The 22490-nt window shown below is 55.3% G+C and carries 18 protein-coding genes; 2 read left to right on the plus strand and 16 right to left on the minus strand.

Annotated features, from left to right (window positions below; all coding sequences use genetic code 11):
• Window positions 1-30 precede the first annotated feature (30 nt).
• The 8 genes from yqeH to spoVAC all read right to left on the minus strand — a co-directional run bounded on the left by yqeH (window position 31) and on the right by spoVAC (window position 8339).
• On the minus strand, window positions 31-1155 hold the full coding sequence (gene yqeH / locus ACFPPD_RS23480; RefSeq protein ID WP_209743802.1) for a ribosome biogenesis GTPase YqeH: 1125 nt from the start codon (window positions 1153-1155) through the stop codon (window positions 31-33).
• A 1-nt stretch (window position 1156) separates the two neighbouring features.
• Window positions 1157-1699, minus strand: a complete 543-nt coding sequence (locus tag ACFPPD_RS23485) for a YqeG family HAD IIIA-type phosphatase (protein WP_209743805.1) — start codon at window positions 1697-1699, stop codon at window positions 1157-1159.
• 164 nt (window positions 1700-1863) lie between these two features.
• Window positions 1864-4083, minus strand: a complete 2220-nt coding sequence (locus tag ACFPPD_RS23490) for a transglutaminase TgpA family protein (protein ID WP_209743808.1) — start codon at window positions 4081-4083, stop codon at window positions 1864-1866.
• Complete coding sequence (locus ACFPPD_RS23495) at window positions 4080-5321, minus strand: DUF58 domain-containing protein (protein WP_209743811.1); 1242 nt, start codon at window positions 5319-5321, stop codon at window positions 4080-4082. The genes ACFPPD_RS23490 and ACFPPD_RS23495 overlap by 4 nt, the downstream gene beginning before the upstream one ends.
• A 2-nt stretch (window positions 5322-5323) precedes the next feature.
• Complete coding sequence (locus ACFPPD_RS23500; RefSeq protein ID WP_209743814.1) at window positions 5324-6277, minus strand: AAA family ATPase; 954 nt, start codon at window positions 6275-6277, stop codon at window positions 5324-5326.
• Between the two features lie 170 nt (window positions 6278-6447).
• A complete protein-coding gene (gene spoVAE, locus ACFPPD_RS23505) occupies window positions 6448-6798 on the minus strand; it encodes a stage V sporulation protein AE (protein ID WP_209744338.1) in 351 nt (116 codons plus the stop codon).
• Between the two features lie 22 nt (window positions 6799-6820).
• Window positions 6821-7840 (minus strand): stage V sporulation protein AD, encoded by a 1020-nt coding sequence (gene spoVAD, locus ACFPPD_RS23510; RefSeq protein ID WP_209744341.1) that lies wholly within the window; start codon window positions 7838-7840, stop codon window positions 6821-6823.
• Entirely contained in the window at window positions 7827-8339 is a 513-nt protein-coding gene (gene spoVAC, locus ACFPPD_RS23515) for a stage V sporulation protein AC (RefSeq protein WP_209743817.1), read from the minus strand. Before spoVAC ends, spoVAD begins: the two co-directional genes overlap by 14 nt.
• Window positions 8340-8511: 172 nt before the next feature.
• Between spoVAC and sigK the strand changes: the two genes are divergently transcribed.
• Entirely contained in the window at window positions 8512-9213 is a 702-nt protein-coding gene (gene sigK / locus ACFPPD_RS23520) for an RNA polymerase sporulation sigma factor SigK (RefSeq protein WP_209743820.1), read from the plus strand.
• Between the two features lie 103 nt (window positions 9214-9316).
• On the opposite strand, the gene ACFPPD_RS23525 is transcribed toward sigK, so the two are convergent.
• From ACFPPD_RS23525 to ACFPPD_RS23560, 8 genes are all read right to left on the minus strand, one after another.
• The gene (locus ACFPPD_RS23525) at window positions 9317-11371 is read right to left on the minus strand and encodes a CBM35 domain-containing protein (RefSeq protein WP_209743823.1); all 2055 of its coding nucleotides are present in this window, start codon (window positions 11369-11371) and stop codon (window positions 9317-9319) included.
• A gap of 211 nt (window positions 11372-11582) precedes the next feature.
• Window positions 11583-13487, minus strand: coding sequence for a glycoside hydrolase family 127 protein (locus ACFPPD_RS23530; RefSeq protein ID WP_209743826.1), 1905 nt, complete (start codon window positions 13485-13487; stop codon window positions 11583-11585).
• Window positions 13488-13495: 8 nt separating this feature from the next.
• On the minus strand, window positions 13496-14323 hold the full coding sequence (locus tag ACFPPD_RS23535; protein WP_378083579.1) for a carbohydrate ABC transporter permease: 828 nt from the start codon (window positions 14321-14323) through the stop codon (window positions 13496-13498).
• A gap of 12 nt (window positions 14324-14335) precedes the next feature.
• Complete coding sequence (locus ACFPPD_RS23540) at window positions 14336-15217, minus strand: carbohydrate ABC transporter permease (protein WP_209743829.1); 882 nt, start codon at window positions 15215-15217, stop codon at window positions 14336-14338.
• 72 nt (window positions 15218-15289) lie between these two features.
• Window positions 15290-16660, minus strand: coding sequence for an ABC transporter substrate-binding protein (locus tag ACFPPD_RS23545; RefSeq protein ID WP_209743832.1), 1371 nt, complete (start codon window positions 16658-16660; stop codon window positions 15290-15292).
• A gap of 108 nt (window positions 16661-16768) precedes the next feature.
• Window positions 16769-18172 (minus strand): ABC transporter substrate-binding protein, encoded by a 1404-nt coding sequence (locus ACFPPD_RS23550; RefSeq protein WP_209743836.1) that lies wholly within the window; start codon window positions 18170-18172, stop codon window positions 16769-16771.
• Window positions 18173-20020 carry a cache domain-containing sensor histidine kinase gene (locus ACFPPD_RS23555; protein WP_378083583.1) on the minus strand — a complete coding sequence of 616 codons (1848 nt, stop codon included), beginning with the start codon at window positions 20018-20020 and terminating at the stop codon, window positions 18173-18175. It abuts the gene before it with no gap.
• Between the two features lie 4 nt (window positions 20021-20024).
• The gene (locus ACFPPD_RS23560; RefSeq protein WP_209743839.1) at window positions 20025-21575 is read right to left on the minus strand and encodes a response regulator transcription factor; all 1551 of its coding nucleotides are present in this window, start codon (window positions 21573-21575) and stop codon (window positions 20025-20027) included.
• A 203-nt stretch (window positions 21576-21778) separates the two neighbouring features.
• Here ACFPPD_RS23560 and ACFPPD_RS23565 point away from each other — a divergent pair, with 203 nt between their 5' ends.
• Window positions 21779-22453, plus strand: coding sequence for a 3'-5' exonuclease (locus ACFPPD_RS23565; RefSeq protein WP_378083586.1), 675 nt, complete (start codon window positions 21779-21781; stop codon window positions 22451-22453).
• Window positions 22454-22490: the final 37 nt, after the last annotated feature.

Here is a 22490-nt window from a genome sequence, read left to right on the forward strand (position 1 = left end):
ATTCCCCTCTCCCGAAGAGGCGCGTTGCGGTTACAGCAGACTTTCGCGGAGCATGACTTTAATGCCGCGGGGAGCATGCACGTCCACGGTCGCGCCTTGTTTGCCGTTCGTCTGGATCCAACCGAGCCCGGAAATGAATATATCCGATTGGGCGTTCGGCGGAATGCGGAGCCGGTGTCTCGTCCATGGCGGCATCGACGCCAGGTCTTCGAGACTCGGCGGGCTGAGCATCGCGCCCTTGTGATCCGCGTACAACTCGTCCGCCCGCTCGAGCTTCGTGCGGTGGACGTTCAGGCTGCCGGCTAAGTAGAAGGTAAACGACTGGCGCTCCCCTTCGACGAAGTCGAACCGGGCCAATCCGCCGATGAACAGCGACTGCTTGTCGTTCAGTTGATAGGTTAGCGGCTTTAACGGCTTATCCGGAAGCAGCGCGGCCAGATCCTTGCGGGGAACGATCTCGGACATCCGCCATTCGTACACGATTCCCGGCGTATCGATGATGTTCTTCCCGTCGTCGAGAGGAATGTGCACCGCGTCGAGCGTGGTGCCCGGATAGCGCGATACGGTAAGCTCCCGCTTCAGATCGCTATAATCGGAGATGAGCCTGTTAATGAGCGTGCTCTTGCCGACGTTGGTCGCGCCGACGACGTACACGTCCCGGTCGCCCCGATAGGCGGTAACCGCCTCCACGACGCGGTCGAAGCCGATGTTCCGGCGCGCGCTGCAGAGCACGACGTCCGCGACTTTGAGCCCTTCCTCGCGAGCCTGCTTCTGCACCCAGTTGCGCAGACGGTTCCAGTTCGTTACCGGAGGCAGCAAGTCGATCTTGTTGACGACGAGCAGAACCGGATTGTTGCCGACGAATCGCTGCAATCCCGATATTAGGCTCCCTTGAAAATCGAACAAATCGACGATATGCACGACCAAGCTGTCCGTCGAAGCGACGCTTCCGAGCAGCTTCAGGAACTCGTCCTGGTCGACCGTCACCGACGACGCTTCATTATAATTCTTGATCCGGAAGCAGCGCTGGCATACTGCGACTTCCTTGCCGATGGACGATTCGGGCACGTAGCCCGGTCTCGTCTGAGACTCGCTCTGCAGCGGAATGCCGCAGCCGGCGCAACGGGGAACGTTAGCTTCCGTCGTTCTCGTCATGTTAGCGTCCTCCCTTGTCCGGCTCGTTCGGTTTAACCGGCCATAGCCCTTGTTTGCGCAGACTCCGAAGCGCGACCTTCTCGATGCGGCGGTTGATGCGGGTCGCCCAGCCTTCCTCGCCCAGGGCGATCGGAGTGACGAGAATCGTGTGGAGTCCGGCCCTGCGGCCGCCCAGCACGTCCGTCATCATCTGGTCTCCGACGACGACCGCGTCATCCGCCGGTAAATCCATAATCGCCAAAGCCCGGCGGAAAGCCGCTCCCCCGGGTTTGCGAGCCATCGGAATGAACGGAATGCCGAGCGGCTCCGCGAATTTGCCGACGCGTGTTTCGTTATTATTGGAAAGAATCACGACCTTGAACCCCAAGTCCTTGACCGTATCGAGCCATTGGGCGAGCTCGGGGGTCGCGAGCGGCGTCTTGGCGCTGACGAGGGTGTTGTCGAGATCGGTAATGATCCCGCGGATTCCCTTCTTCCGCAATTCGTCGATATCGATATCGAACACGGTGTTCACGATCTGATCGGGCAGCAAACGCTTGAACATCTAGCTTGATAACTCCTGTCTATCACCGACTTCTCGGCTAATCTTCCTCAAAATATACCATACCCCATCCGGCCTTGCAAAAATAAACGGGAAAGCCCGAACGCGTCGGCTCTCCCGTCTTTTAACTTATCCTTCTGACGCGAACGCGCGGAGGCGACGTCCGGCTAGAAGCCTTTGCGGATTCTTTCCGCCGCGGCGGCGAATTCGAGGAACTGGGCGCTATCGCCGGAATCTTGCCCGTAACGTGCTTTCTCGAAACTGACGATCGCCCCGTCGAAGTCCGGTCGGAGAGAACCGAACCGCTCTCCCCATCGGGTGAACGTTTCCCGGATCGTCTCGTGCGGTTCCCTACGCAGCCCTTTACGTTGAAGGAAAGAAAGCAATCTCTCCATCTCGCGGGCGACGCGTTGGCTCGGCGAGTGGCCTCGCGTCCGTAACCGATCCCACAGCAAATGCGCGCGGCGGCTACGGTACACGAAAACGGCGGCGATGGCAAGAACGAGCGAGACGCCGATCGCGCCTCCGACGACGAGCCAATTGTCTCCGTTAGCCGCGACTTCGGTATCGACCGGCGTCGCGTCGGCTTCCGTGCTCGTATCCGGCTCGGCCGTTTCCCCTTCGGGAAGCGGCTGCGGCACGCTGAATCCGGAAGTCGGCTCGAACGGAATCCAGCCGTAGCCTTCGAAATAAACCTCAGCCCAGGAATGCGCGTCCGCGTTGCGGACGGTATACGTTCCCGGCCTCGCGGGATCCCTCTCCTCGAACGGGTCAGCAAAACGCGCTCTTTCCGCCGCTTCAGGATCGTATCCGGTCGAGTAGCCTTTAACCCAGCGCGTCGGGAGACCGATCGAGCGGGCCATGACGACGAACGAGGTCGAGAAGTAATCGCAATACCCTTCCTGGATCTCGAACAGGAACGAGTCGACGAAATCGCCGCCGGTCCGGTTCGTCTGCTTGCTCAAATCCGGCGTGTTCGTGTAAGGGAAAGTCGTCTTCAAGTATTCTTCGAGCATTTTCGCTTTGTCGTATTCGTTCGCGGCGGCGGCAGTCTTCTCCGCCGCCAGGTCGCGAACGCGCTGCGGCAACGAATCCGGCAACTGCAAGTACGGCGAGAAGTCGTGCTCCGAAGAAGGTGCTGGCGCTTGCCGAAGCCCCTGCTCGTCCAGCACCGTCACTTCCGATACGAGCGTATAGCTTTCGACGCGGGAAGATTTGCTCCATCTCGCTTCCGCTTCTGCCGCGTTCCATTTCAACCCGGCGTTATTGTCGCTTTTGAGCTCGGAGACGGACGAGATCGGCCCCGCCCCGAACAGCACGGGCAGCTTATCCTTGCGTTCGATCTTGACCGTCTGGACGACTTCTTTCGTCTTCGCCTCGGGATTGCGCTTAGGGTCGAGCGGCAGCTTCACTTGTCCGCCAACGGGAATCTGCATCAGATTCGGCTGCTTCGTGTCGGTCCACCCCTTGCCGTTGTATACCGTTTTGGTCTCCCCGCGCCAGTAGCTGGCTTGGGTCGTCGTGATCGTCATGACGGGCGAGTAGTCGAATTGGAAGCTTCCTCCGATCTTCCGGTCGTCGCGGCTATAGCCCGACAGGGAAGAGCCTTTGCTGCTGCTTTGGATGTTGATTTTCTGGACGCCGCCTTCTCCCGGCAACGCGGTCACTTCTTTGCCTTGCGCCTCGGACCAGATCGTATAGGGATCCTCGAGGATGACCGGCGCGCGAGGCATGAAGATGCCGGCGAGGAGCACGAGCGTAATGATCAGCACCGCGGGAAACGCGATATCGAACGGACGCTCCGCGAGCGCCTCCCAACTGTCCGGATGACGCGCTTGCAACTGCCTGAGATGTAGAACGACGAGCCACGCGAGGCCCGCGACGACGATCCAAGCGATATTGTGCCAGAGCTCGAGCGGATAGAACGAATCGATCGCCGCCATCAAACCGACGGACAGGACGATAACGAGCACCGCGCCCGTCCTTCTCGAGCCGACCCAAGACAACGCGTGGACGAGCGCCAGCGTGCCGATGCCGAGCTCGAAGAACGGATGCAATTGATCGGCATGGAAGGTCATAAACCGTTCGATCTCGGTCCACGATCGCCAACTGAGCGGCCAACCGCCCCATGCCACGTCCATTTTCCATAGAATAAGACCGGTCAATGAAACGACTTGCGCAAGCAGCCGCGCGCCGAACAGACGGGTAAATAGCAATTCCGTCACCGCCGCGACGCCCAGCATGCCATACACGATCGCGTACGTCTCGTCCCACCAGGAATCCGAGAAGCATTGAATCAATTGAATGACGACGACGATGGCGAACAACCGATGTATGCGTTCAAGGAAGAAGCTACTCCAAAATCGGGCGTTCCACAGCTTCTTCAAGCGGACGCACCCCCTAACGCTTGGGGCAGCTTATCCAACTGCGAAACGGAGCTGAACTCCCATTGCTTCGCCTGGCATAGCGCCTGCCATTGGAGGAGCTTCGCCGACTCTTCCGGCATGGCGTGTTTCGCGTCGATATGGACGATGCTCGGAATCATCCGCTTGCCTTCCAGCGCCTGCATCGCCGCTACGGTCCGATCGTCCTTCGACGGGCCGATGACGACGACGTGAATGCCGGGCTCGTAACGCTCGGCGACTTGGACGAGCACTTCGCCAAGCGACTGCTTGCCGTCCGCTTCCACGTCTACAAGGTGCTGGAATACCTCGTCGCGCGTCACGTACGAACGGCCTTCGCCGAACCAGCGCGACGAAGCCCCCGACGACGCGAATCCGATCGGCATTCCTTTCGCGATCGTCAACTCGAGCAGAGAAGCGGCGACCGATACCGCAAGCTCGAAATGATCCGCGGAGCCGTAGCTCGCTTCGTTGCGGTCCAGGACGAACAGGACGCGCGGAAGCGCTTCGCGTTCGAATTCCTTGGATTTCCACTGTCCCGTCTTGGCGGTGGCGTTCCAGTGGATCCGCGAAAGCCGGTCGCCGTGGATGTACTCCCGGACGCCGTCGATCTGCGTCGTCTCCCTCGCCCACAGCGAGTTGAACGTATGCTGGAACACGCCGCGCTGCGAGCGCCGGAACAAGCGCCAGTCTTTCAGCGGTACGGTGCGCGGAAGCACCTGGATTTTCATCGGTTGGGAGAACGAACCGCGATGCTCGAACAATCCGAAGATGTCGCGGGTGGAGCAGTCCGTTCCTTGGAATTCGTAACGCCCCCTGCGCAGCGGAGCGGTCTCGAATTTCACTTCCCCACGCCTGCGGTAATCCGGCACGAAAGACATCTCGTACAGCTGGGCGTCTCCTCCCGTCGAGCGGACGAGTCTCTCCCGTACGATGACGTAAGGCAGCGGCCAGAAGCCGGGGATGGCCATCCGGAGCTTCACCTGCAGCCGCGTTCCCGCGGTCAGGAGGGCGCCGACGCCGTTGCCTGCGTCCGTCTGGCGAATACCTTGCACGCCGCCGATGCCGCTCCATCTGCCGAGCATTAAATAAAGAGCGAGCGAGTTGAGGATCATGAACAGCATGAGCGACGTTTTGCCGCCTTGGAACAGCAAGTAGAAAAGCGACGCTCCGTACAATACGGCGCTTGGCCACCAAGCGCGCGGAATACGAGGCCGAGCCATGATCAACGCTCCATGCCGACCGGTACCGGCAGCACCCGAAGCACGTCTTGCAACACTTGGGACGTCGTCACGCCTTGCATCCTTGCTTCGGAACGCAAGTGCAAACGGTGTCCGAGAACGAGAGCGGACATCGCTTTAACGTCGTCCGGAAGCACGAAGGAGCGATGATTCAGGAACGCGAACGCTTTGGCGGCCGACGCCAACGCGACCGCGGCCCGCGGACTCGCTCCCAGCAACACGGAGCCGTGCTGGCGCGTGCCTCGCACGAGCGCGATCAAATAATCGGCGACCGTCTGCTCCAGGTGGATGCCTTCGGCGAGCTGCTGCATCTGGGCGATATCGTCGACGGTCGCGACCGGCTTGAGAGATTCCGCCGCCCGGCTTGCGCCCGGTTCCAGCACAAGTCTTTTTTCCGATATTTCGTCGGGATAGCCGAGCTTTATCTTCATCAAGAAACGGTCGAGTTGAGCTTCCGGCAAGCTATAAGTGCCTTCGAATTCGATCGGGTTCTGCGTCGCGAACAACATGAAAGGATGAGGAAGCCTGTGCGTTTCCCCGTCGACGGACACCCGCCGCTCTTCCATCGCTTCCAATAATGCGGATTGCGTCTTCGTCGTCGCGCGGTTAATCTCGTCTGCCAGCAACAGGTTCGCCATGACCGGCCCCGGCCGGAACACGAACTCTTCGAGCTTCGGATGGTAAATGGAAACGCCGGTAATATCGGTCGGCAGCAAGTCGGGGTTGCATTGTATGCGGTGGAACACGCCGCCGATCGACATGGCCAGCGCCTTTACGAGCTGGGTTTTGCCCGTGCCCGGCACGTCCTCTATCAATACGTGGCCGCCGGCGATCAGCGCGGTCAGCATTAAAGCGATTTCATCCTTTTTGCCATAAATGCATGATTCCATGTTGCGTCTAATTTGATCTAACAGCTGCATCGCGGCTTGTTGGTCCATTTTCTTTCCTCCCACGGAATCGCTTCGATGAATTTATTATAATCACACCTCATTATACCGGAATTTGGATGCAGTCGTAAATTTTAGTTTCTTCCAAAAATGCAAATAAAAACAGCCAAACCCGAAGGGGCTTGGCTGCAAGGCGGTTAGCGGCGATAAAGAATTTCGGTTTATCCTTTCGGGCGAGCGACGAGAGACGCCAGGAAAGAAAAGACGATAGCGGCCGAAATGCCCGCGCTCGTAATGCTGAAAATGCCCGTAATGACGCCGATCCAGCCGTCCTTCTGCAGCTCGCTCAGCGCGCCGTGCACGAGGGCGTTGCCGAAGCTCGTAATCGGCACGGTCCCTCCCGCGCCCGCGAAATCGACGATCGGATCGTACCATCCGACCGCGTCCAACACCGCCCCGGTCACGACGAGAAGCGCCATCGTATGCGCGGGGGTGAGCTTCGCGACGTCGAACAACAATTGCCCGACGACGCATATGCCGCCGCCGACGACGAATGCCCATACGTACATCATCATGAAATGAGCCTCCTTACCCTCACTGAACGTTAGCGTTCGATTCTATGGCGACGGCGTTCGCGATGCAGGGAATCGTTTCGCCCTGCTGGTAGGACAGCGGGCTTAGCAGCGCCCCCGTCGCGACGACGAGCATGCGGCGCAATTCGCCTTTATGCATTTTCTTGAGCAAATGGCCGTAAGTAACGGTCGCGGAACAGCCGCAGCCGCTTCCTCCCGCCTGCACCTTCTGCTTCTTGATATCGAAGATCATCAGCCCGCAATCTTGAAAATTCGTCTTCTCCATCGGAACGCCGTTGCGCCGCAACATCTCGGACGCAAGCGGATGGCCGACGCTGGCGAGATCGCCCGTTACGATAAGATCGTAATAACCCGGATCCCTTCCCGTGTCCTCGAAATGGCCCTGAATCGTATCGACGGCGGCCGGGGCCATCGCCGCCCCCATATTGAACGGATCGGTAATGCCGAGATCCATGATCTTGCCCATCGTCGTCGCCGTTACGACAGGCCCTTCACCCGACTTCGCGACGATGGCCGCCCCTGCTCCGGTGACCGTATACTGGGCGGTCGGCGGCTTCTGCGAGCCGTATTCCGTCGGATAGCGGAATTGCTTCTCCGCCGTGCAGTTATGGCTGCAAGTCCCCGCCAGTACGTAATCGCCGGCGCCGGAGCCGACGATTAGCGAAGCGAGGGCGAGCGATTCCATCGACGTCGAGCAGGCTCCGAACACGCCGATGTACGGCGCTCCGATCGTGCGAGCGGCGAACGAATTGCTGATGATCTGATTCATCAGATCCCCGCCGACGTAGAAATTCAGCTTATCCTTGGACAGTTTTGCGTTCTGGATGGCGATATCGGCGGCCTGTTCAAGCAATAACCGCTCCGATTTCTCCCAGCTCGGCTGCCCGATCTCGAGATCGGGGTGCACCAGGTCGAAATCCGAAGCGAGCGGACCTTGTCCTTCGTCCGGACCTACGACCGTTCCCGTAGCGACGATGACCGGCGGTTTGGGAAATACCCAACTGCGCTTACCCTGTAGTATCATGCCACGCTCCGATCCCGAACACCCAGTAGACGATGCCGACGACGAAAGCGGCCACGACGCCGAAGACGATCACGGAGCCGGCAAGCTTGAACATGCTCGCGCCCACCCCCAGCACGAGTCCTTCGCTTCGGTGTTCGATCGCCGCCGAAGCCATCGAATTGGCGAATCCCGTCACCGGCACCGCCGAGCCCGCTCCCGCCCACTGGGCGATTTTGTCGTAGACGCCCAAGCTCGTCAGAATGACCGACAGCAAAATGAGCACCGCGACCGTCGGATTGCCCGCTTCCCGGGAAGTCATGTCGAAGGCCGCCATGAAAAACCGCGTCAAGCCTTGTCCGATCGCGCAAATGATACCCCCGACGAGAAACGCCTTCAAACAGTTGGTCCATATGGACCGGGACGGCTCGCGCGCTTTCGCGAAAGCTTTGTACTCCTTGGCCGACATGGACACGGGCTTGTAGCTCTTGGAGCCCCGCCCCGCGCTTTTGACCGCCATGGTCTCACCTCCAGAAATATGAATCGGCTTGTCGGGTTATTATTTCCCGGCCTTCCCCGTCGTCATTCAACCGGTCATTTTCGCCCCTGACAGGCACGGATGGGCGCGAACCCACATAGAATGGTAATGCTTCTCATGCGCAAGCGAACCCACTTCCGGAGGTGGCCTTCCCGTGCCCGGTATTTTCGCTTCGATCGCCCTGTTTATCAAACAGCTCAGCCTGCTCGTCTCCTACGTCAAAAACAATGCGTTTCCCCAGCCCTTGACCGACGAGGAAGAGGCCTTGCACCTCCATCGGCTCGCGGAGGGCAATCCCGTCTCCCGCAATCTGCTCATCGAGCATAACCTGCGGCTGGTCGCCCATATCGTCAAGAAATTCGACAACACCGGCGAAGACTTGGAGGATCTTATTTCCATCGGCACGATCGGCCTCATCAAAGCGATCGAGAGCTTCCAGCCGAACAAAGGCACGAAGCTCGCCACGTTCGCCGCCCGCTGCATCGAGAACGAGATCCTCATGCATTTGCGTTCGCTCAAGAAAACGAAGAAGGATGTCTCCCTGCACGACCCGATCGGAACGGACAAGGAAGGCAACGAAATCACGCTGCAGGATATCCTCGGCACGGAGCCCGACGAGGTCGTCGAGAAGGTGCAGCTCAAAATCGAGAAAAGCAAAATCTACCGCAATTTGGACATTCTGGACGAACGAGAGCAAGAGGTCATTCGCGGCCGGTTCGGCCTGGATGGCGGAGGAGACGAGCGAACGCAACGCGAGATCGCTCGGGAACTTGGGATCAGCCGGAGTTATGTGTCGCGGATTGAGAAAAGAGCATTAATGAAGCTCTATCATGAATTTTATAAGTCGAAGCGTTGAAACGAAAATTTTGATGTATTGTTTAGCGTTCGGATAATAGATTGCGAAAAAAAAGCGCCCCGTGCTGCGATTTCGCAGCTTCGGGGCGCTCTTCATATTCCCTTTAGTTCAACGCGATACTGTCGAGTTCGGCATACCCGGTGTTTCCTTTGGCCAGCCTGATGATGTTGTCGCCGGCCGTCAGGTTCACGTTCACGTTCACGCTTCCGAATTGCCCCCATCCTGCCGTAGCCGGATAGGTTACGGAGGACCAAGCTCCGCCGTTGTAGGCTAAATTGTGCGTCGCATTCGCGCCCGTGCCGTTGGCGTATCGAATCGTCATCGTATAAGCTTTAGCGGTAGGCACTTTCACGTAAAAATCGACGTAACTGTCGCTATAATCGATTTGCCCGACGTATTTCCCTCCGGATGCGCCCGCGCCGGTCGAGATATTAGCGTGGCTTACGGCCGCATTTTCAGCCTCGTATACGTTGGTCGCCTGACCGAATGGCGTTATATAGATCCTGTAGCCGTCATTATTATATAGACCGGTAATCGGCACGGTGATCTGATTGTTCGCGATCGTATAATCCGCTTCGATCAGGGTACTCGTCGTGTTGACGGCCGTGCTCCGATTTACGAACGGCGTCCATTCAACGCGCACGCGGACCTTGCTGCCGTTCGTCCCGAAGAACGAAGGGAAGTTCTTGATGACGGCATTAACGGAACCGTCCGTTACTCCGCCGAAAAGCACGCTGGCATATTGCCTCGTCGCGTCTACGTTCGCGAAACCGTCGAGCGCGAGGATATCGTTTACGTTCGGGGGCGTAACGGAAACCATGTTCCCCGTCATGTCGCCGTACCATTTATAGAACCACCATCCGCCGTTTCTTAGCGTGGAGCTGGACAGTATGCTTCCCAATCTGCCCGGATTCGGAACGTCCCAATAGCTTTGCATGGCCGTGTCGACTTTTAGCCGTTCGAACTTCGCGATCAATGGAGAGACTACGCCGGGCTTTCCTTCATCGTTAATCCAAGCGGCGCCGCTATATTCATTGATCGAGATCGGTCTCGCCGCGATTCCGAGCGAAGTTTCGATGGCTCGATAGTCATTATGATTGGCCGTGAAATTCTCGCCGCCGAGCTGATGCCATCCGCTGATATCCGGAACTGTGTTTTGAGCCTTTTGGTAGGACATAAAGTCCAGCATGGCATTATGGCCGTACCCTGCAAACTCGGGACCGATCGCTTTGGCCGTAGAGTCGAGCTGCTTCAGCTTCGTATAGGTTTGGCTAAAAAATTCTCGGAACGTCAGGTTTCCGCTCGCGTTCGATGAAGCGTAACCGCCGTTGTAAATCGTAGAATGGTTGACCGTCGCGTTTTCCGCTTCGTTCCTGACGGGATTGCCGCCCGTAATATCGATATAATCGATCTCGGCGTATCCGGCGGCTCCCTTCGTAAACCTGATCGTGTTGTTGCCCGCGTTCAAATTGACGTTAACCGTAAGCGACGCCGCGCTGCCCGACGCGAACCAGCCTCCGCTATTCGGATAAGTGATCGTCGTGGCGCTGCCGCCGTTCACGCTCATACTGTGCGTGGATGAGGCGCCAGTGCCATTCGCGTACCGGATCGTTACGGAATAGGCTTTGGTCGTGGGCACGTTGACGGTGAATTGCACATAGCTGTCGCTATAGTCGATCCCGCCTACGTATTTGCCTTTCCAGGTGCCGTCCGGCTCGTTCCATAATTCGTATCCGTAAACATTCGTTAGTCCGGCTGCATTCACTGCATTCACCGTGGTCGTCAGCTTATTGAACCAATCCGTCAAATTCGAGTAGTCATACCATCCGGTAAACCAGTCGGCCAGACGAATCGATACTTGGCTGCCCGTGCCGGCTAACTTTTGCGCTACCGGGATCGCGGCTCCCCACGGCTGTTGGTATCCGACGACCGCGGGATTGTTGTACGCTTTGGCGCGCAACGGGATGATCATATTATTATCCGGTTGATTTTCGATAACGCCGTATAACGAACCCGCCGCGCCATGCGTTACCGGCCCGATCACGCTGGACAAATCTACCGTTAATGGGGTAGCCGCATAAGCCGGAACGACCGAAATCGCGCTGCTTACAATCATCATCATGAAACATAGCAGTACGGCTTTCTTTGCTTTTTCCACATCATTACCTCCTAGATTAAATGATTCGTTTTTACTGCGATTTCGCGATACGCGTCTATTGAAATAGATCCGCCAAGATCTATCGGCCCATCGCACCACCCCCTTGAAAGCGCTTTAATTCTCGCATAAAGAAAAGGAGGCGACATAGGGTTCTGTCCTCCTCCCGTAAATTCTCATGATGTCTATGAAACCTTGTACCGTCGGTTCGAATTCAACTTTCCCGAATCCACACCAGCATCTCCCCGGGCGCGCGATTATTCCAGAAAGCGTACGGAACAGCTTGAACCCGCGTCCGCACGGTTTTACGTCTGACGGGAACGTATAATTCGTCTTGCCACTCCGTCAAATCCGCTCGCTCGGCGTCTCCGCTTATGACTACGGCACCTCCCAGCACGTCTGCCCTGAATTCCGCCGTCAGATTGGCATCCGGGTTCAGACGGATATCCGTCAAATGACCGCCGTTGTCCGCTTCTTCCAGACAATAGATCATCGGGCCGAATTGAAGCGCGACTCGTCCGGCATTCTCATGCACGCGAGGATCAGCCTCCATTCGCTCGACGGTCATCGGCCAATGCAGAATAACGACATCCCCGTCAGCCCACATCCGGCTTAGCCGGGCATATCCTCTCTCGGCCACTTGATCCAACCTCACGTCCTCCCCGTTGACGGAGATGCGGGGTTCTCTGCACCAGGATGGAATCCGGAACGATAACGTATGCTCGGTCGCCTGCTCCAACCCGATTCGGACATGAATAAGGCCGTTCCATGGATAATCGGTTTCGGTGCGCAAAGTCGCCGTCCTTCCCTTGACTAGGAACTTCGCCTCGTTGGCCGCATACAGATGCATCGCGATTTCCGACTCGGTCTGGTTAAACACGTAATCTTGCAACGAAGCAAGAAGACGCGCGATGTTCGGCGGGCAGCAAGCGCATCCGAACCAAGGTACCCGCTCGGTTTTTACGTGCTGCATGTCGTAACGGTATTTGGCGACATCCGGATGAACCTCCAACGGGTTGACATAGAAATACCGCGTACCGTCCAAGGAAATGCCGCTGATCGCGCCGTTATATAACACCCGCTCCATGACATCGGCGTATCTGCTATCCTGCTCGAGCCTCAGCATCCGGAATGCCCACATCATGAGTCCGATGGAAGCGCACGTCTCCGTATAAGCCGTATCGTTCGGCAAGTCGTAATCGACGGTGAACCGTTCGGCATGCCCTTGCGAGCCGATCCCCCCGGTGATGTACATACGCTTGGTCGTCACGTGGCGCCATAGTTTTTGCAGCGCTTTCGTCAGAGTCGCGTCGTCCGTAAGCAGCGCCAGGTCCGCCATAGCGGAATACAAGTATACGGCGCGAACGGCGTGGCCTTCGGCCTTTTCCTGTTCTCTGACGGGCGCATGAGCCTGATGGTAGTCCAAATCGAACCAACGGTCTTTATGACCGTTGCCGAAGCCCGGATCCTCGCGCAAGAAGCTCGGTTGCTTGCCCCGCTCCTCAACGAAATGCCGGCTTAACGCCAAAAAGCGCTCCTCGTTCGTGACGCGATAAAGCTTGACGAGCGCGAGCTCGATTTCCTCGTGGCCGCAATACAGATTCGTACGCTCCGAATTCGGCCCCATCGCGCGATCGATGTGATCCGCATACTTGCTCATGATATCGAGCAAGGACGCTTTGCCCGTCGCCTCGTAATAAGCGACCGCGGCTTCGATTAAATGCCCGGCGCAATACAATTCGTGTCCGAAGGCGAAATCCGTCCACCGCCCGTCCGGAGCCGCAACCGTGTAATACGTATTCAAATAGCCGTCCGGCTGCTGAGCTCGGCCGATCAGCGCGATGACCGAGTCGATCGCCGATTCCAGCCCGGCATCCGGAAATTCACGCAAGCCGAAGCTCGCCGCTTCGATCCATTTGGCCACGTCGCTATCCTGAAAGACCATGCCGTGGAACTTGCCGTCCGACTCGCCTGCCGCAATTCGAAAATTCTCGACCGCATGGCTCGGTTCGGCGCCTATGATCTCGTCGTTCAATGCCTTCCATTGATAGGCAATGCCTTGGCGCACCGTCTGTTCGATGCGCGGAAGCCAAAACTTGTCGGTTATGCGTACGTTCATGCCGTCGGTTATTCCCCTTTCAGTCCGGAGAGCGTGATTCCGCGTACGAACACGTCTTGAGCGAGCAAGAAAACGATAATGAGCGGAAGCACGCTGATCGTCGTAGCCGCCATAAGCGCCGCCCAGTCGGTCGCGTATAAGCCTTGCATCGTGCTGAGTCCCAGCGTGAGCGTCATATTTTTCATAGAAGATAGATAGACGAGCGGATTAAGAAAATCGTTCCACGTGCCGATCATGATGAAAATGCCCAATGTGACCATGGCGGGCTTGGAAAGAGGGACGAAAATGCGCCAATAGATGCCGAACGGCGTGCAGCCGTCGATTTTGGCCGCCTCTTCAAGCGCACCGGGAATCGTCGTGAAAAATTGGCGCATGAGAAACGTCCCGAACGCGGATACGAGCGCCGGCAAAATCAACGCCCCGTGCGTATCCATCAAACCGTAATATTTCATCAGGAAGAAGGTCGGGATCATCGTCACTTGGCCGGGAACGATCAAAGTTGCCAAATACAGGCCGAATAATCCGTCCCGGAAACGAAACCGCAGTCTAGCGAATACGTAACCGGCCATTGAGCTCGTGAGCAATTGGAAAACCGTCACGATTGCCGTAATTTTCAAAGTGTTCAAGAAGAAGTCGAAGAAAGGAAACCTCGTCGTCATCGTGACGTAATTCTCGAACTTTAGCTTTTCTCCGAAAAACTTCGGCGGGTACGTAAACACCTCGCTAATGTCTTTTAACGAGGTCGTAACCGACCACGCGAACGGAAAAATCATGATCGCGGCTCCCAAAATCAACAGAAGATGGGTGGCCGTCTTGGATACGAGTATGGCTTTCAATGCGGACACCCCTTAATAGATGCTGAGTTTTTTCTGACGCCAAAATTGGATGAACGTCACGATAAGCACAAGGAAGAACAAGACGTAAGCGATCGCGCTGGCATAACCCATTTGGAAATATTGGAACGCGTTCTCGAACACGTAAGAAACGAGCACTGAAGTCGATCTCGCCGGTCCGCCTTGCGTCATCAAATAGACGGTATCGAATACTTGGAAGGAGTTGATGACCGAAATAACGGTTATGAAAAACGTAGTCGGCGACAGCAACGGAACCGTAATATGCCAAAACTTCGATAGACTGCTTGCTCCGTCGATATCCGCAGCCTCGTAATAGCTTTCCGAAATCGATTGAAGTCCCGCCAAAAAGATCAGCATGCTGAAGCCGAGGTTTTTCCATATGCTCGCAAGGATGACTGCAGGCATGGCCCAGTCCGGGCTCGTCAGCCATAGCGGTCCCTTGATGCCCAGCATCCCGAGCGCGTAGTTAAGCAAGCCGAATTGCGGGTTGTAGATCCACTGCCACAATATCGCGACTGCGACGAAGGAAGAGATGACGGGGAAAAAGAAAGCGGCACGGTAAAAGCGAACGAAGCGTATCTTCTGATTCAAGGCGATCGCCAGAAGCAGGGAAACGGCAATCCCGATCGGCACGCTGACCGCGGTAAAATACAACGTGTTCCAAAACACCTGATGAAACACTTCGTCGTGAACGAGCTCTTTGTAGTTGTCGAATCCGACGAATCCGATGTCGGTCGACAAGTCCCAATCGGTAAAACTGATGGCGAAGGTCGCCAATACAGGGAGCAATAAGAACATCAGAAATCCGACTACGTTCGGAAGCAACATGAGAAACGCCCATATGCCGTCCCGGTAAAACATCGATTTTATTTTCATACGCCCGCACCCCTCAGAAGCAATGGACCGGGAGGGCAATGCCCTCCCAGCTTAAGCATTCGTACGTATTCCTTATTTCAGCTTCGTGAAATCTTCATTGACCATTTTCTCGATGCTCGCGGACGTATCGTCGGCCGATTGCTTGCCGAAGAAGAACTTATCGAGCTCCGCGTTCGTATCGTTCTGCATTTGCTGGCTTGCAAGCATGGAGTAAGGATATACGGCGGACTCCGTGAAATAGGGAATCAAGTCTTTGAAGCTGTCCGGATGGACGCCCGGCGTCAGCCACTTCGAGATGCCTTCCTCGGAAAAGAGCGATTTACGGTTAGGCAACCACAGACCGGCTTTCACGTTCATCAATTGGTACTCTTCGGAGGAGAGGAATTTCACGAGCTTCCAAGCTTCTTCCGCGTGCTTCGTGTTCGCCCATGCGGAGTGCAAATGCGCTTGACCGTGGGTGACGGCGTTTTGGAACTTCGGAAGGACGGCCATGCCGACCGGGAAATCCATATGGGAAATTTCCTGCAGTGCCCAAGAACCGTCGACCAGCATCGCGATTTTTCCGGTTTGCAGCATTTGCGCCGCGCTCATTCCGCTATTTTGCAGCAGCTTCGCTTCCGGGCTTGCGCCTTCGACTTCGCGAAGATCCTTGATTTTTTGCAGCACTTCCTTCACTTCCGGCGTGTTCGCCGCGGATGCCGTGTAATCGCCGTTAAACCAGTTTCCGCCGTTGCTGATGATTTCGGCGGTCGTCATATAGTAGTTTTCAAGCCCGTACACGCCGTACTGGCCGCTTTCTTTGTCCGTCAGTTTCTTCGACAGCTCGACGAATTGATCCCAGCCGAGCGCTTCGCCCGGTTTGGACGGCGGGTAAGGAATGCCGGCTTTGTCGAAGATCGCTTTGTTGTAGTAAAGCACCGGCGCAACGATACAAGATTCGATGCCGTAATACTTGCCGTCCACCGTGCTCAGGTCGACAGCGGATTGCACGAGGTCGCCTGCTTCGAAGTCCGTGCTCACGTAATTCGAAATATCGAGCAAATAATCCCGTTTGACGAAATCGCGGTAATAATCGCTTTGGATAAAGAATACATCCGGCGCTTCGTTGCCGAGCATCATCGCTTGCATCTTTTGAATGTAAGCCGTGCCTCCCGGTATCGTCGTATACTCGACCTTGATGTTCGGATTTTGCTCTTCGAAGATTTTGAGACCCGCTTTAACGCTTTCCGACTCCAGCGGGCTCACTTCCCAGCCCATGAATTTCAGCGTGACGACTTCATCCGAAGCTTTCTCCGATGCCGGCGCGCTTGCCTCGCCCGAAGCCGCTTGGCCGCTCGACGCCGGGCTTTCTTTGCTTTCGTTGTCCCCCGAATTGCCTCCGCAAGCGGTTACAAGCAATGCCAAAATCAAAGTGCAAATACCGAGCAAATACTTTCTCCTCATGCAAAACCCTCCATCGTTTCTTTGTAGTGGAGGAACGAACCCGCTTTGAAATAAGCGCTTTCATTCCATGGCTCCACTATATCGAATCGATGAAGGGCATGAATTGCATCATTTTTGGTTAATAGAATCTTTCTTGGGGAAATAGGCGCCGACTTTGCCGGCGACTTCGTTCAGCGCATCCTTGGCCGGCTTCTCGCCGAGCCACACGGGCGTGAGATGCTCCGTAACGATCGGAAACAGCTCGGACTGATTGCGCAAATAGAACCCGACGCTCGGCTTGCCGTATTGAATAAGCTGGTTCATCATCGCGTCCTTGAAGCCCGGAGGGTGAGCTTTCGGATTGGCATCGACCCATTTGGCCACGAGCGCCGGGTCCGTATACCACTTTTTCAACACCGGCATCCATAAGCCGTCCGCGTATAATTCAAGCGCGCGATCCGGATCGGACAACCACTTGAACAGAAGCCACGCCTCCTCGGGATGACGCGAGGACTTGAACAGAACGGTCGCCCCGCTAACGCCTACCGTGACGCTTTGTTTCAGCGTCGGCAGAACGCCGATATCGTAATCGACGCCGGCTTTACCAAGGTCCAAGTTGATCCATTGCCCGTCGACGGTCATCGCCGTCAGTCCGGCTTGGAGCGCAATACTCATCGAGGGCATCGATTTGGTCTCCAGCGGCGACGGCGCCACATGATATTTGTTGACCAGGTCGGCGAGCTTCTGAATCGCTTCCGACGCTTCATTGCTGTTCAACGTAAACTCGCCGCCGTCCTCGCTAACCCAATCTCCGCCGTTGCTAAAGACGAAATTGTTCAGCGGGTCCGACCATGTTTCGAACATGACCCCGTAACGTACGATGTTATTGCGATCGAACTGCGGATCGGCGGCGTTTCGGCCGTACTTATCGAGCGTCAGCCGCTGAGCGGCTTGCACGAACTGCGGCCACGTCCAAGCGTTGATCGCCTTTGACGGAGGGGCCTCTACCCCGGCTTCCTGGAACAAGTCTCTCCGGTAGAATAACCCGAAGCACTCTCCGGCGGTACCGACTCCCCATGCGTAATCGTCGGACGACGTGTACCATAAGTAGTCCAGAAAATCCGATTTATCGAGCTCCGGATCCCGTTCCAGCAGGTCATATATATTCCGGAATATTTGCTGGCTGGCGAATAATTCGCCCAATTCCGACGTCATGTAGCCGAGATCGGGCTCTTCGTTCGAGGAGACCATCGCTTTCAGCTTCGTATTGTAATCCGAGTTGGGGAGCTGAATCGTTTTCACTTCGATCCAAGGATATTGCGCGCTGAACTTCCGCATCGTGTTTTCAATGGCTTTGCGTTCTTCGAAAGAGCCCCAGTAAGTAAATCTAAGCGTCACTTTCTCTTTCGTTTCCGCTGGAGGCGCAGGCTCGTCGCGTTGAACCCCGGCGATGATGATAACAATGCCCAAGACGAATGCAATAACTGCCGCCAATGCTGAGACTGTAAGCAACAACCGTCGCTTGGATGCCATTTATACGACCTTCCTCTCGGGACTTGTAAAGGGGAGTCTGACGGAAACGGTCGTTCCTTTTCCTGCTTCCGAATCCACGGAGAGCCCGTAAGCTTCGCCGAACATGATTTTAATGCGGCGATCGACGTTCGCCACCCCGATGTGTCCGGTTTGCCGCTGAACGGACGTTAGCTTGCCTTCTTCCATGCCGATGCCGTTGTCCTCGATATCGCATACCATGCTTTCGCCGGCGATCCGGCAACGGATGCGCAGAAAGCCATGCCGTTTCAAACCGCGAAAGCCGTGAACGAACACGTTTTCAACCAACGGCTGCAGAAAAAATTTGGGCACAAGCTCGTTCGTCAACCCCGGATCGATCTCGTAGCTGACCGTGAAGGCTCCTTCGAATCTTTTGGACATGATCGTAATATAGCTTTGCAAGTACCCGAAATCTTCTTGGAAGGAAACGAGCGCGGCTTCCGTCTTCACGACGTATTTCATCATATTGGACAAGCTGACGACGATGTCGCTGATCTCGGTCTCGCCTTTCTCGAGCGACATCAGGCTCACCATGTTCAGCGTGTTATACATGAAATGCGGATCCAGCTGCAAGTTCAAAGCTTTGATTTCCGCTTCTTTTTCGCGAATTTCAATCTCGTATTTCTCCCGGATCAGCTTATGGATATTATCGCTCATATCGTTGAACTTCTTCATCAGCACTCTGAATTCGTAGCTGCCTCTTTCTTCGAACGCGGTAACCGACTTGCCTTCCCCGGCATTCACGATCCCCCTGATCATCGTTCGAATCGGCTGCGTAATGATTCGGCTCAAAAATACGGATAGTACCGCGAATAAGAGGAGAATCACGCATACGGATAACACCATGCTGCGCAAGAAGTCGTTCAAGAACGGACCGAACAGCAGCTTGGACGGAATGACCGCAATGGAAGTCCAGCCCGTAATGTTGGATCGCGCAAAGCCGATGACCCGTTCCTCGCCATCGACGTTTACCGTAGTCACTCCGCTATCCGATTCGCCGATGACGTTAGCCAAATCTTGCTCGATCGGCTTCTCGAGCAATCCTTTGTCCGGATGCGAGACGATTTTACCTTGCTCGTCCGCGACGATGTACGTGCTTCCTTGAATCGGAATACTCCCGTGAAAAACCGTGTCGAACAGCGACTCCTTGAAGTTGACGACGAGCACGGGCTTGCTCGATAAGGAGTCGAAAGGCGTGAATTTACCTTCGATATTCGAACCGTTGATAAGCGCGACGGCGGAAAATAAGTGCCGATAGTCGTACTCCATTCCTTGCAAATAATCGACTTGATACATTTCTCCGAAATCGTATGTCGGCACCCATTCCAGCCGACCCTCGCCGGCTACGGCGGCAAGATTCAAAGAAGTATTAACGAACGAGCCTCGCGGTATGAAGTTTTTCGCATGCTCGCTGTTCGCCGATGATGCGGTACCGAACGTAAAAAAATCGGTGACGATTTGCACGGAATAGATGTCCTGGGATTGCGAGAAGTATTTGTCCAAAATCGTCTTGATCTTCGCGTCGGCGACCAGTATCCCGGTACGGTCGGTACGGTCCAGCGAAGAGAAGATATGATAGAAATCCGAATCCTCCATGAAGCCGTAGATCATCTCGCGAATTCGAGAGAGCTTGGCATCCAAAATATCGTTATTCTTGTTCACGATCGTGAACACGTCTTTTTGCGCAAGGTTCATCGTGTTGTTTTTACTCAGCCGGTATTGGTTGAGGCTGATCGTGAGCACGGGCACGGTCAACAAGAGCAAAAAAGCGACGAGGATCTTCGAGTTGAGGCGGCTGTTCAACAACACCCGGACGAGTGATTTAATCATCGGATCACCTTGAACCGGACAGCCTGCGGAAGGCAGCCGGGGATACGCCGGTCTCGCGCTTGAACATCCGGATAAAATACGCGGAATTGCTAAAGCCGACCTCATGCGCGATGTCCTCGATCAGTTCCGAGGAATTTAGCAGCATCTCCTTCGCTTTTCCGACGCGAATGCCAAGCAAATAATCCGAGAAACGGGTTCCTGTTTTCATCTTGAAATAGTTGCTGAAATAAGAAGCATTGAAGCTGAATTTCGCGGATACGCGCTCTAAGGACAAGTCTTCGTTGAAGTGCATCCGCATATATTCCTGGCAACGTTTGATGATTGTTCCGTGGGTATCGCCGAGCAGTTGCTGCACTCCGTCCGCGACTTCATTTATCCAATCCATGGTCCGGCTTCTAAGCTCCATCCAATCTTTTGCAGACGCCATGGATTGCCGTGCTTTTTCGGACAGCCTATGTTTCTCGCTTTCTTGAATGAGGCTATCCAGCTTGTTCAGCACCTGGATCAAATTGTTCGCGCATTCGGTTTTAAAATGTTCGGGCGATAACCGTCGTCGCTTGAGTTCGTCCGTGATCCAATGGTGAATATCTTCGGATACTAGCTGTCGATTGCCCGAACGGATTCCTTCGGCAATTCGCGCAGCGGAAAAAGATACGTTATGGGAATTCGGATCTACGAACTCATGAATCGCCGAATAGCGGATCAACGGTTGATTCGTTTCATAAAAAGCGAGCGATGCCGCGAGCTGGGCTTCTTGATAAGCTTTCTCCGCATTTTCGAACAGATTAGGGTGCACATCGCTAACTCCCGAGCTTAGCGCGAGCTCTGCCGAGTTGACGACATCGTCCACGATGGCGCGAATTTTGCCGTAGCTTTCCGAGGCCCTGACCGAGTAGTAGGGAGAGAGCCAGAGCATCCCTACGAAACGCCGCGAAATCGAGGATGAATGAAAGACCGCCTGCGAAGCGAGGACGGAAAAGCGCCGTTCCAGCTCGTTCTCCAGCTCGCCCTTCGCGAAAGGAGCGGCAGCCTCCGGGAAATCCAATGTCAACGCGAGACCGGGTCCGTCTTTGACAACCGTCTTTTTCAACTCTGCGTATTCTTCCGGGTTCATCTTCCCTTCGAACAGCTTCCTCCACAAAGTTCCCCGAAAAAGCGATTCCGTCAAGCGTCTTTGCTTGTCCTCCTCCCATTTCGCCTCCAGCTTCTCGATCACCCGATGAATCGCTTCCTGCCCGATCGGTTTGATTAAATATTCCAGCACGTTGCAGCGTATCGCTTCTTGCGCGTATTCGAACTGTCCGTAACCGCTGAGCAAAATGAGTTTCAATTGAGGATTGTACCGATGGACCCGATCGATCAGTTCCATGCCGTCCATATTGGGCATCCGTATATCCGTAATCAATGCGTCGACGGGGCGTTGTCGAATCGCCTGCCATGCGGATTCCCCGTCCGTGCGCGCTACGATCTCATACTTCGGCCTCATTTTGCTGATGATCGCGCTAAGGGCGCGAACCTGCGGCATTTCATCGTCTACGATAAGCAGGGTAGGCACAACAACAATCCCCCTCCATTATAGAAAGCGCTCTCATTTTTTAATTGTAATTATACTCTAGTAAGATATTTGTGTTATTAAACGATTTTTTGATTTTATCACTATTTTTGTTCGAAAGCATTGGAATCGATTACGCACTGACAAATAGCAGAAGGAGGTCTATAATAACAAAGGTACGCAATTTATTATCGGATGTTCTTGAGGTGCATGAAGTGACCATTATCGTATACGATCTGGAAATGACGGTTCGCCGGAAAAAAGGCCAGATCGCGGAAATCATCGAAATAGGCGCGGCCAAGGTAGATATCGCAAGCGGCGTGCCGCAAGTAATCGATACGTTCCAAGCGTTCGTCAAACCGTCGGTCGTTCCTCAGCTTTCCGCCGACACGACTTCTTTTACCGGAATTACCCAAGATAACGTTAACGGAGCGGAGACGCTCGGCAACGTCGTTCGGGATTATTCCGAATGGATGGGCAAGGATGAATATTTCCTATGCGCGTGGGGCCCCGACGATCTGCGCCAACTCGTGCAGGAATGCAGGCAGCACGGCATCGCGACGGATTGGATCGTCAATCATAACAATTTGCAAAAAATGCTTTCGAAAATATACAAGCTGGAGAAACATCAGCAGATGGGCCTTAAGCCCGCTCTCGAGCTGCTCGAAATTCCGTTCTCGGGCACGCATCACCGGGCGCTGGACGATGCCATCAACACGGCACGCATTCTCGTGAAGCTGTTCGACCAGTTCCAATTCAAGCGCAATAAATTGAGCGACGAAGCGAAGATCGAAAGCGAAGTCGTCTATAAAACCGACCATTACGAGAACCTTCCGTTCGCCGGTCTGGCGGGCTTGTTCCCGGAGCCGTCGGAAGAATAGCAAAACCGGCCGGAGCCCAAGCTCCGGCCGGTTTTTT

Origin of the sequence: Cohnella suwonensis, assembly GCF_042655365.1 — a bacterium.
GTDB classification, from domain to species: domain Bacteria; phylum Bacillota; class Bacilli; order Paenibacillales; family Paenibacillaceae; genus Cohnella; species Cohnella suwonensis.

Excerpts from the sequence above, each read along its gene's own strand:
- ACFPPD_RS23500 (WP_209743814.1), bottom strand. The coding sequence starts at position 6,277 with ATGGACCAACAAGCCGCGATGCAGCTGTTAGATCAAATTAGACGCAAC.
- spoVAE (WP_209744338.1), bottom strand. The coding sequence starts at position 6,798 with ATGATGTACGTATGGGCATTCGTCGTCGGCGGCGGCATATGCGTCGTC.
- ACFPPD_RS23550 (WP_209743836.1), bottom strand. The coding sequence starts at position 18,172 with ATGGCATCCAAGCGACGGTTGTTGCTTACAGTCTCAGCATTGGCGGCA.
- ACFPPD_RS23555 (WP_378083583.1), bottom strand. The coding sequence starts at position 20,020 with ATGATTAAATCACTCGTCCGGGTGTTGTTGAACAGCCGCCTCAACTCG.
- ACFPPD_RS23540 (WP_209743829.1), bottom strand. The coding sequence starts at position 15,217 with ATGAAAATAAAATCGATGTTTTACCGGGACGGCATATGGGCGTTTCTC.
- ACFPPD_RS23495 (WP_209743811.1), bottom strand. The coding sequence starts at position 5,321 with ATGGCTCGGCCTCGTATTCCGCGCGCTTGGTGGCCAAGCGCCGTATTG.
- ACFPPD_RS23530 (WP_209743826.1), bottom strand. The coding sequence starts at position 13,487 with ATGAACGTACGCATAACCGACAAGTTTTGGCTTCCGCGCATCGAACAG.
- ACFPPD_RS23545 (WP_209743832.1), bottom strand. The coding sequence starts at position 16,660 with ATGAGGAGAAAGTATTTGCTCGGTATTTGCACTTTGATTTTGGCATTG.
- spoVAC (WP_209743817.1), bottom strand. The coding sequence starts at position 8,339 with ATGGCGGTCAAAAGCGCGGGGCGGGGCTCCAAGAGCTACAAGCCCGTG.
- ACFPPD_RS23485 (WP_209743805.1), bottom strand. The coding sequence starts at position 1,699 with ATGTTCAAGCGTTTGCTGCCCGATCAGATCGTGAACACCGTGTTCGAT.
- yqeH (WP_209743802.1), bottom strand. The coding sequence starts at position 1,155 with ATGACGAGAACGACGGAAGCTAACGTTCCCCGTTGCGCCGGCTGCGGC.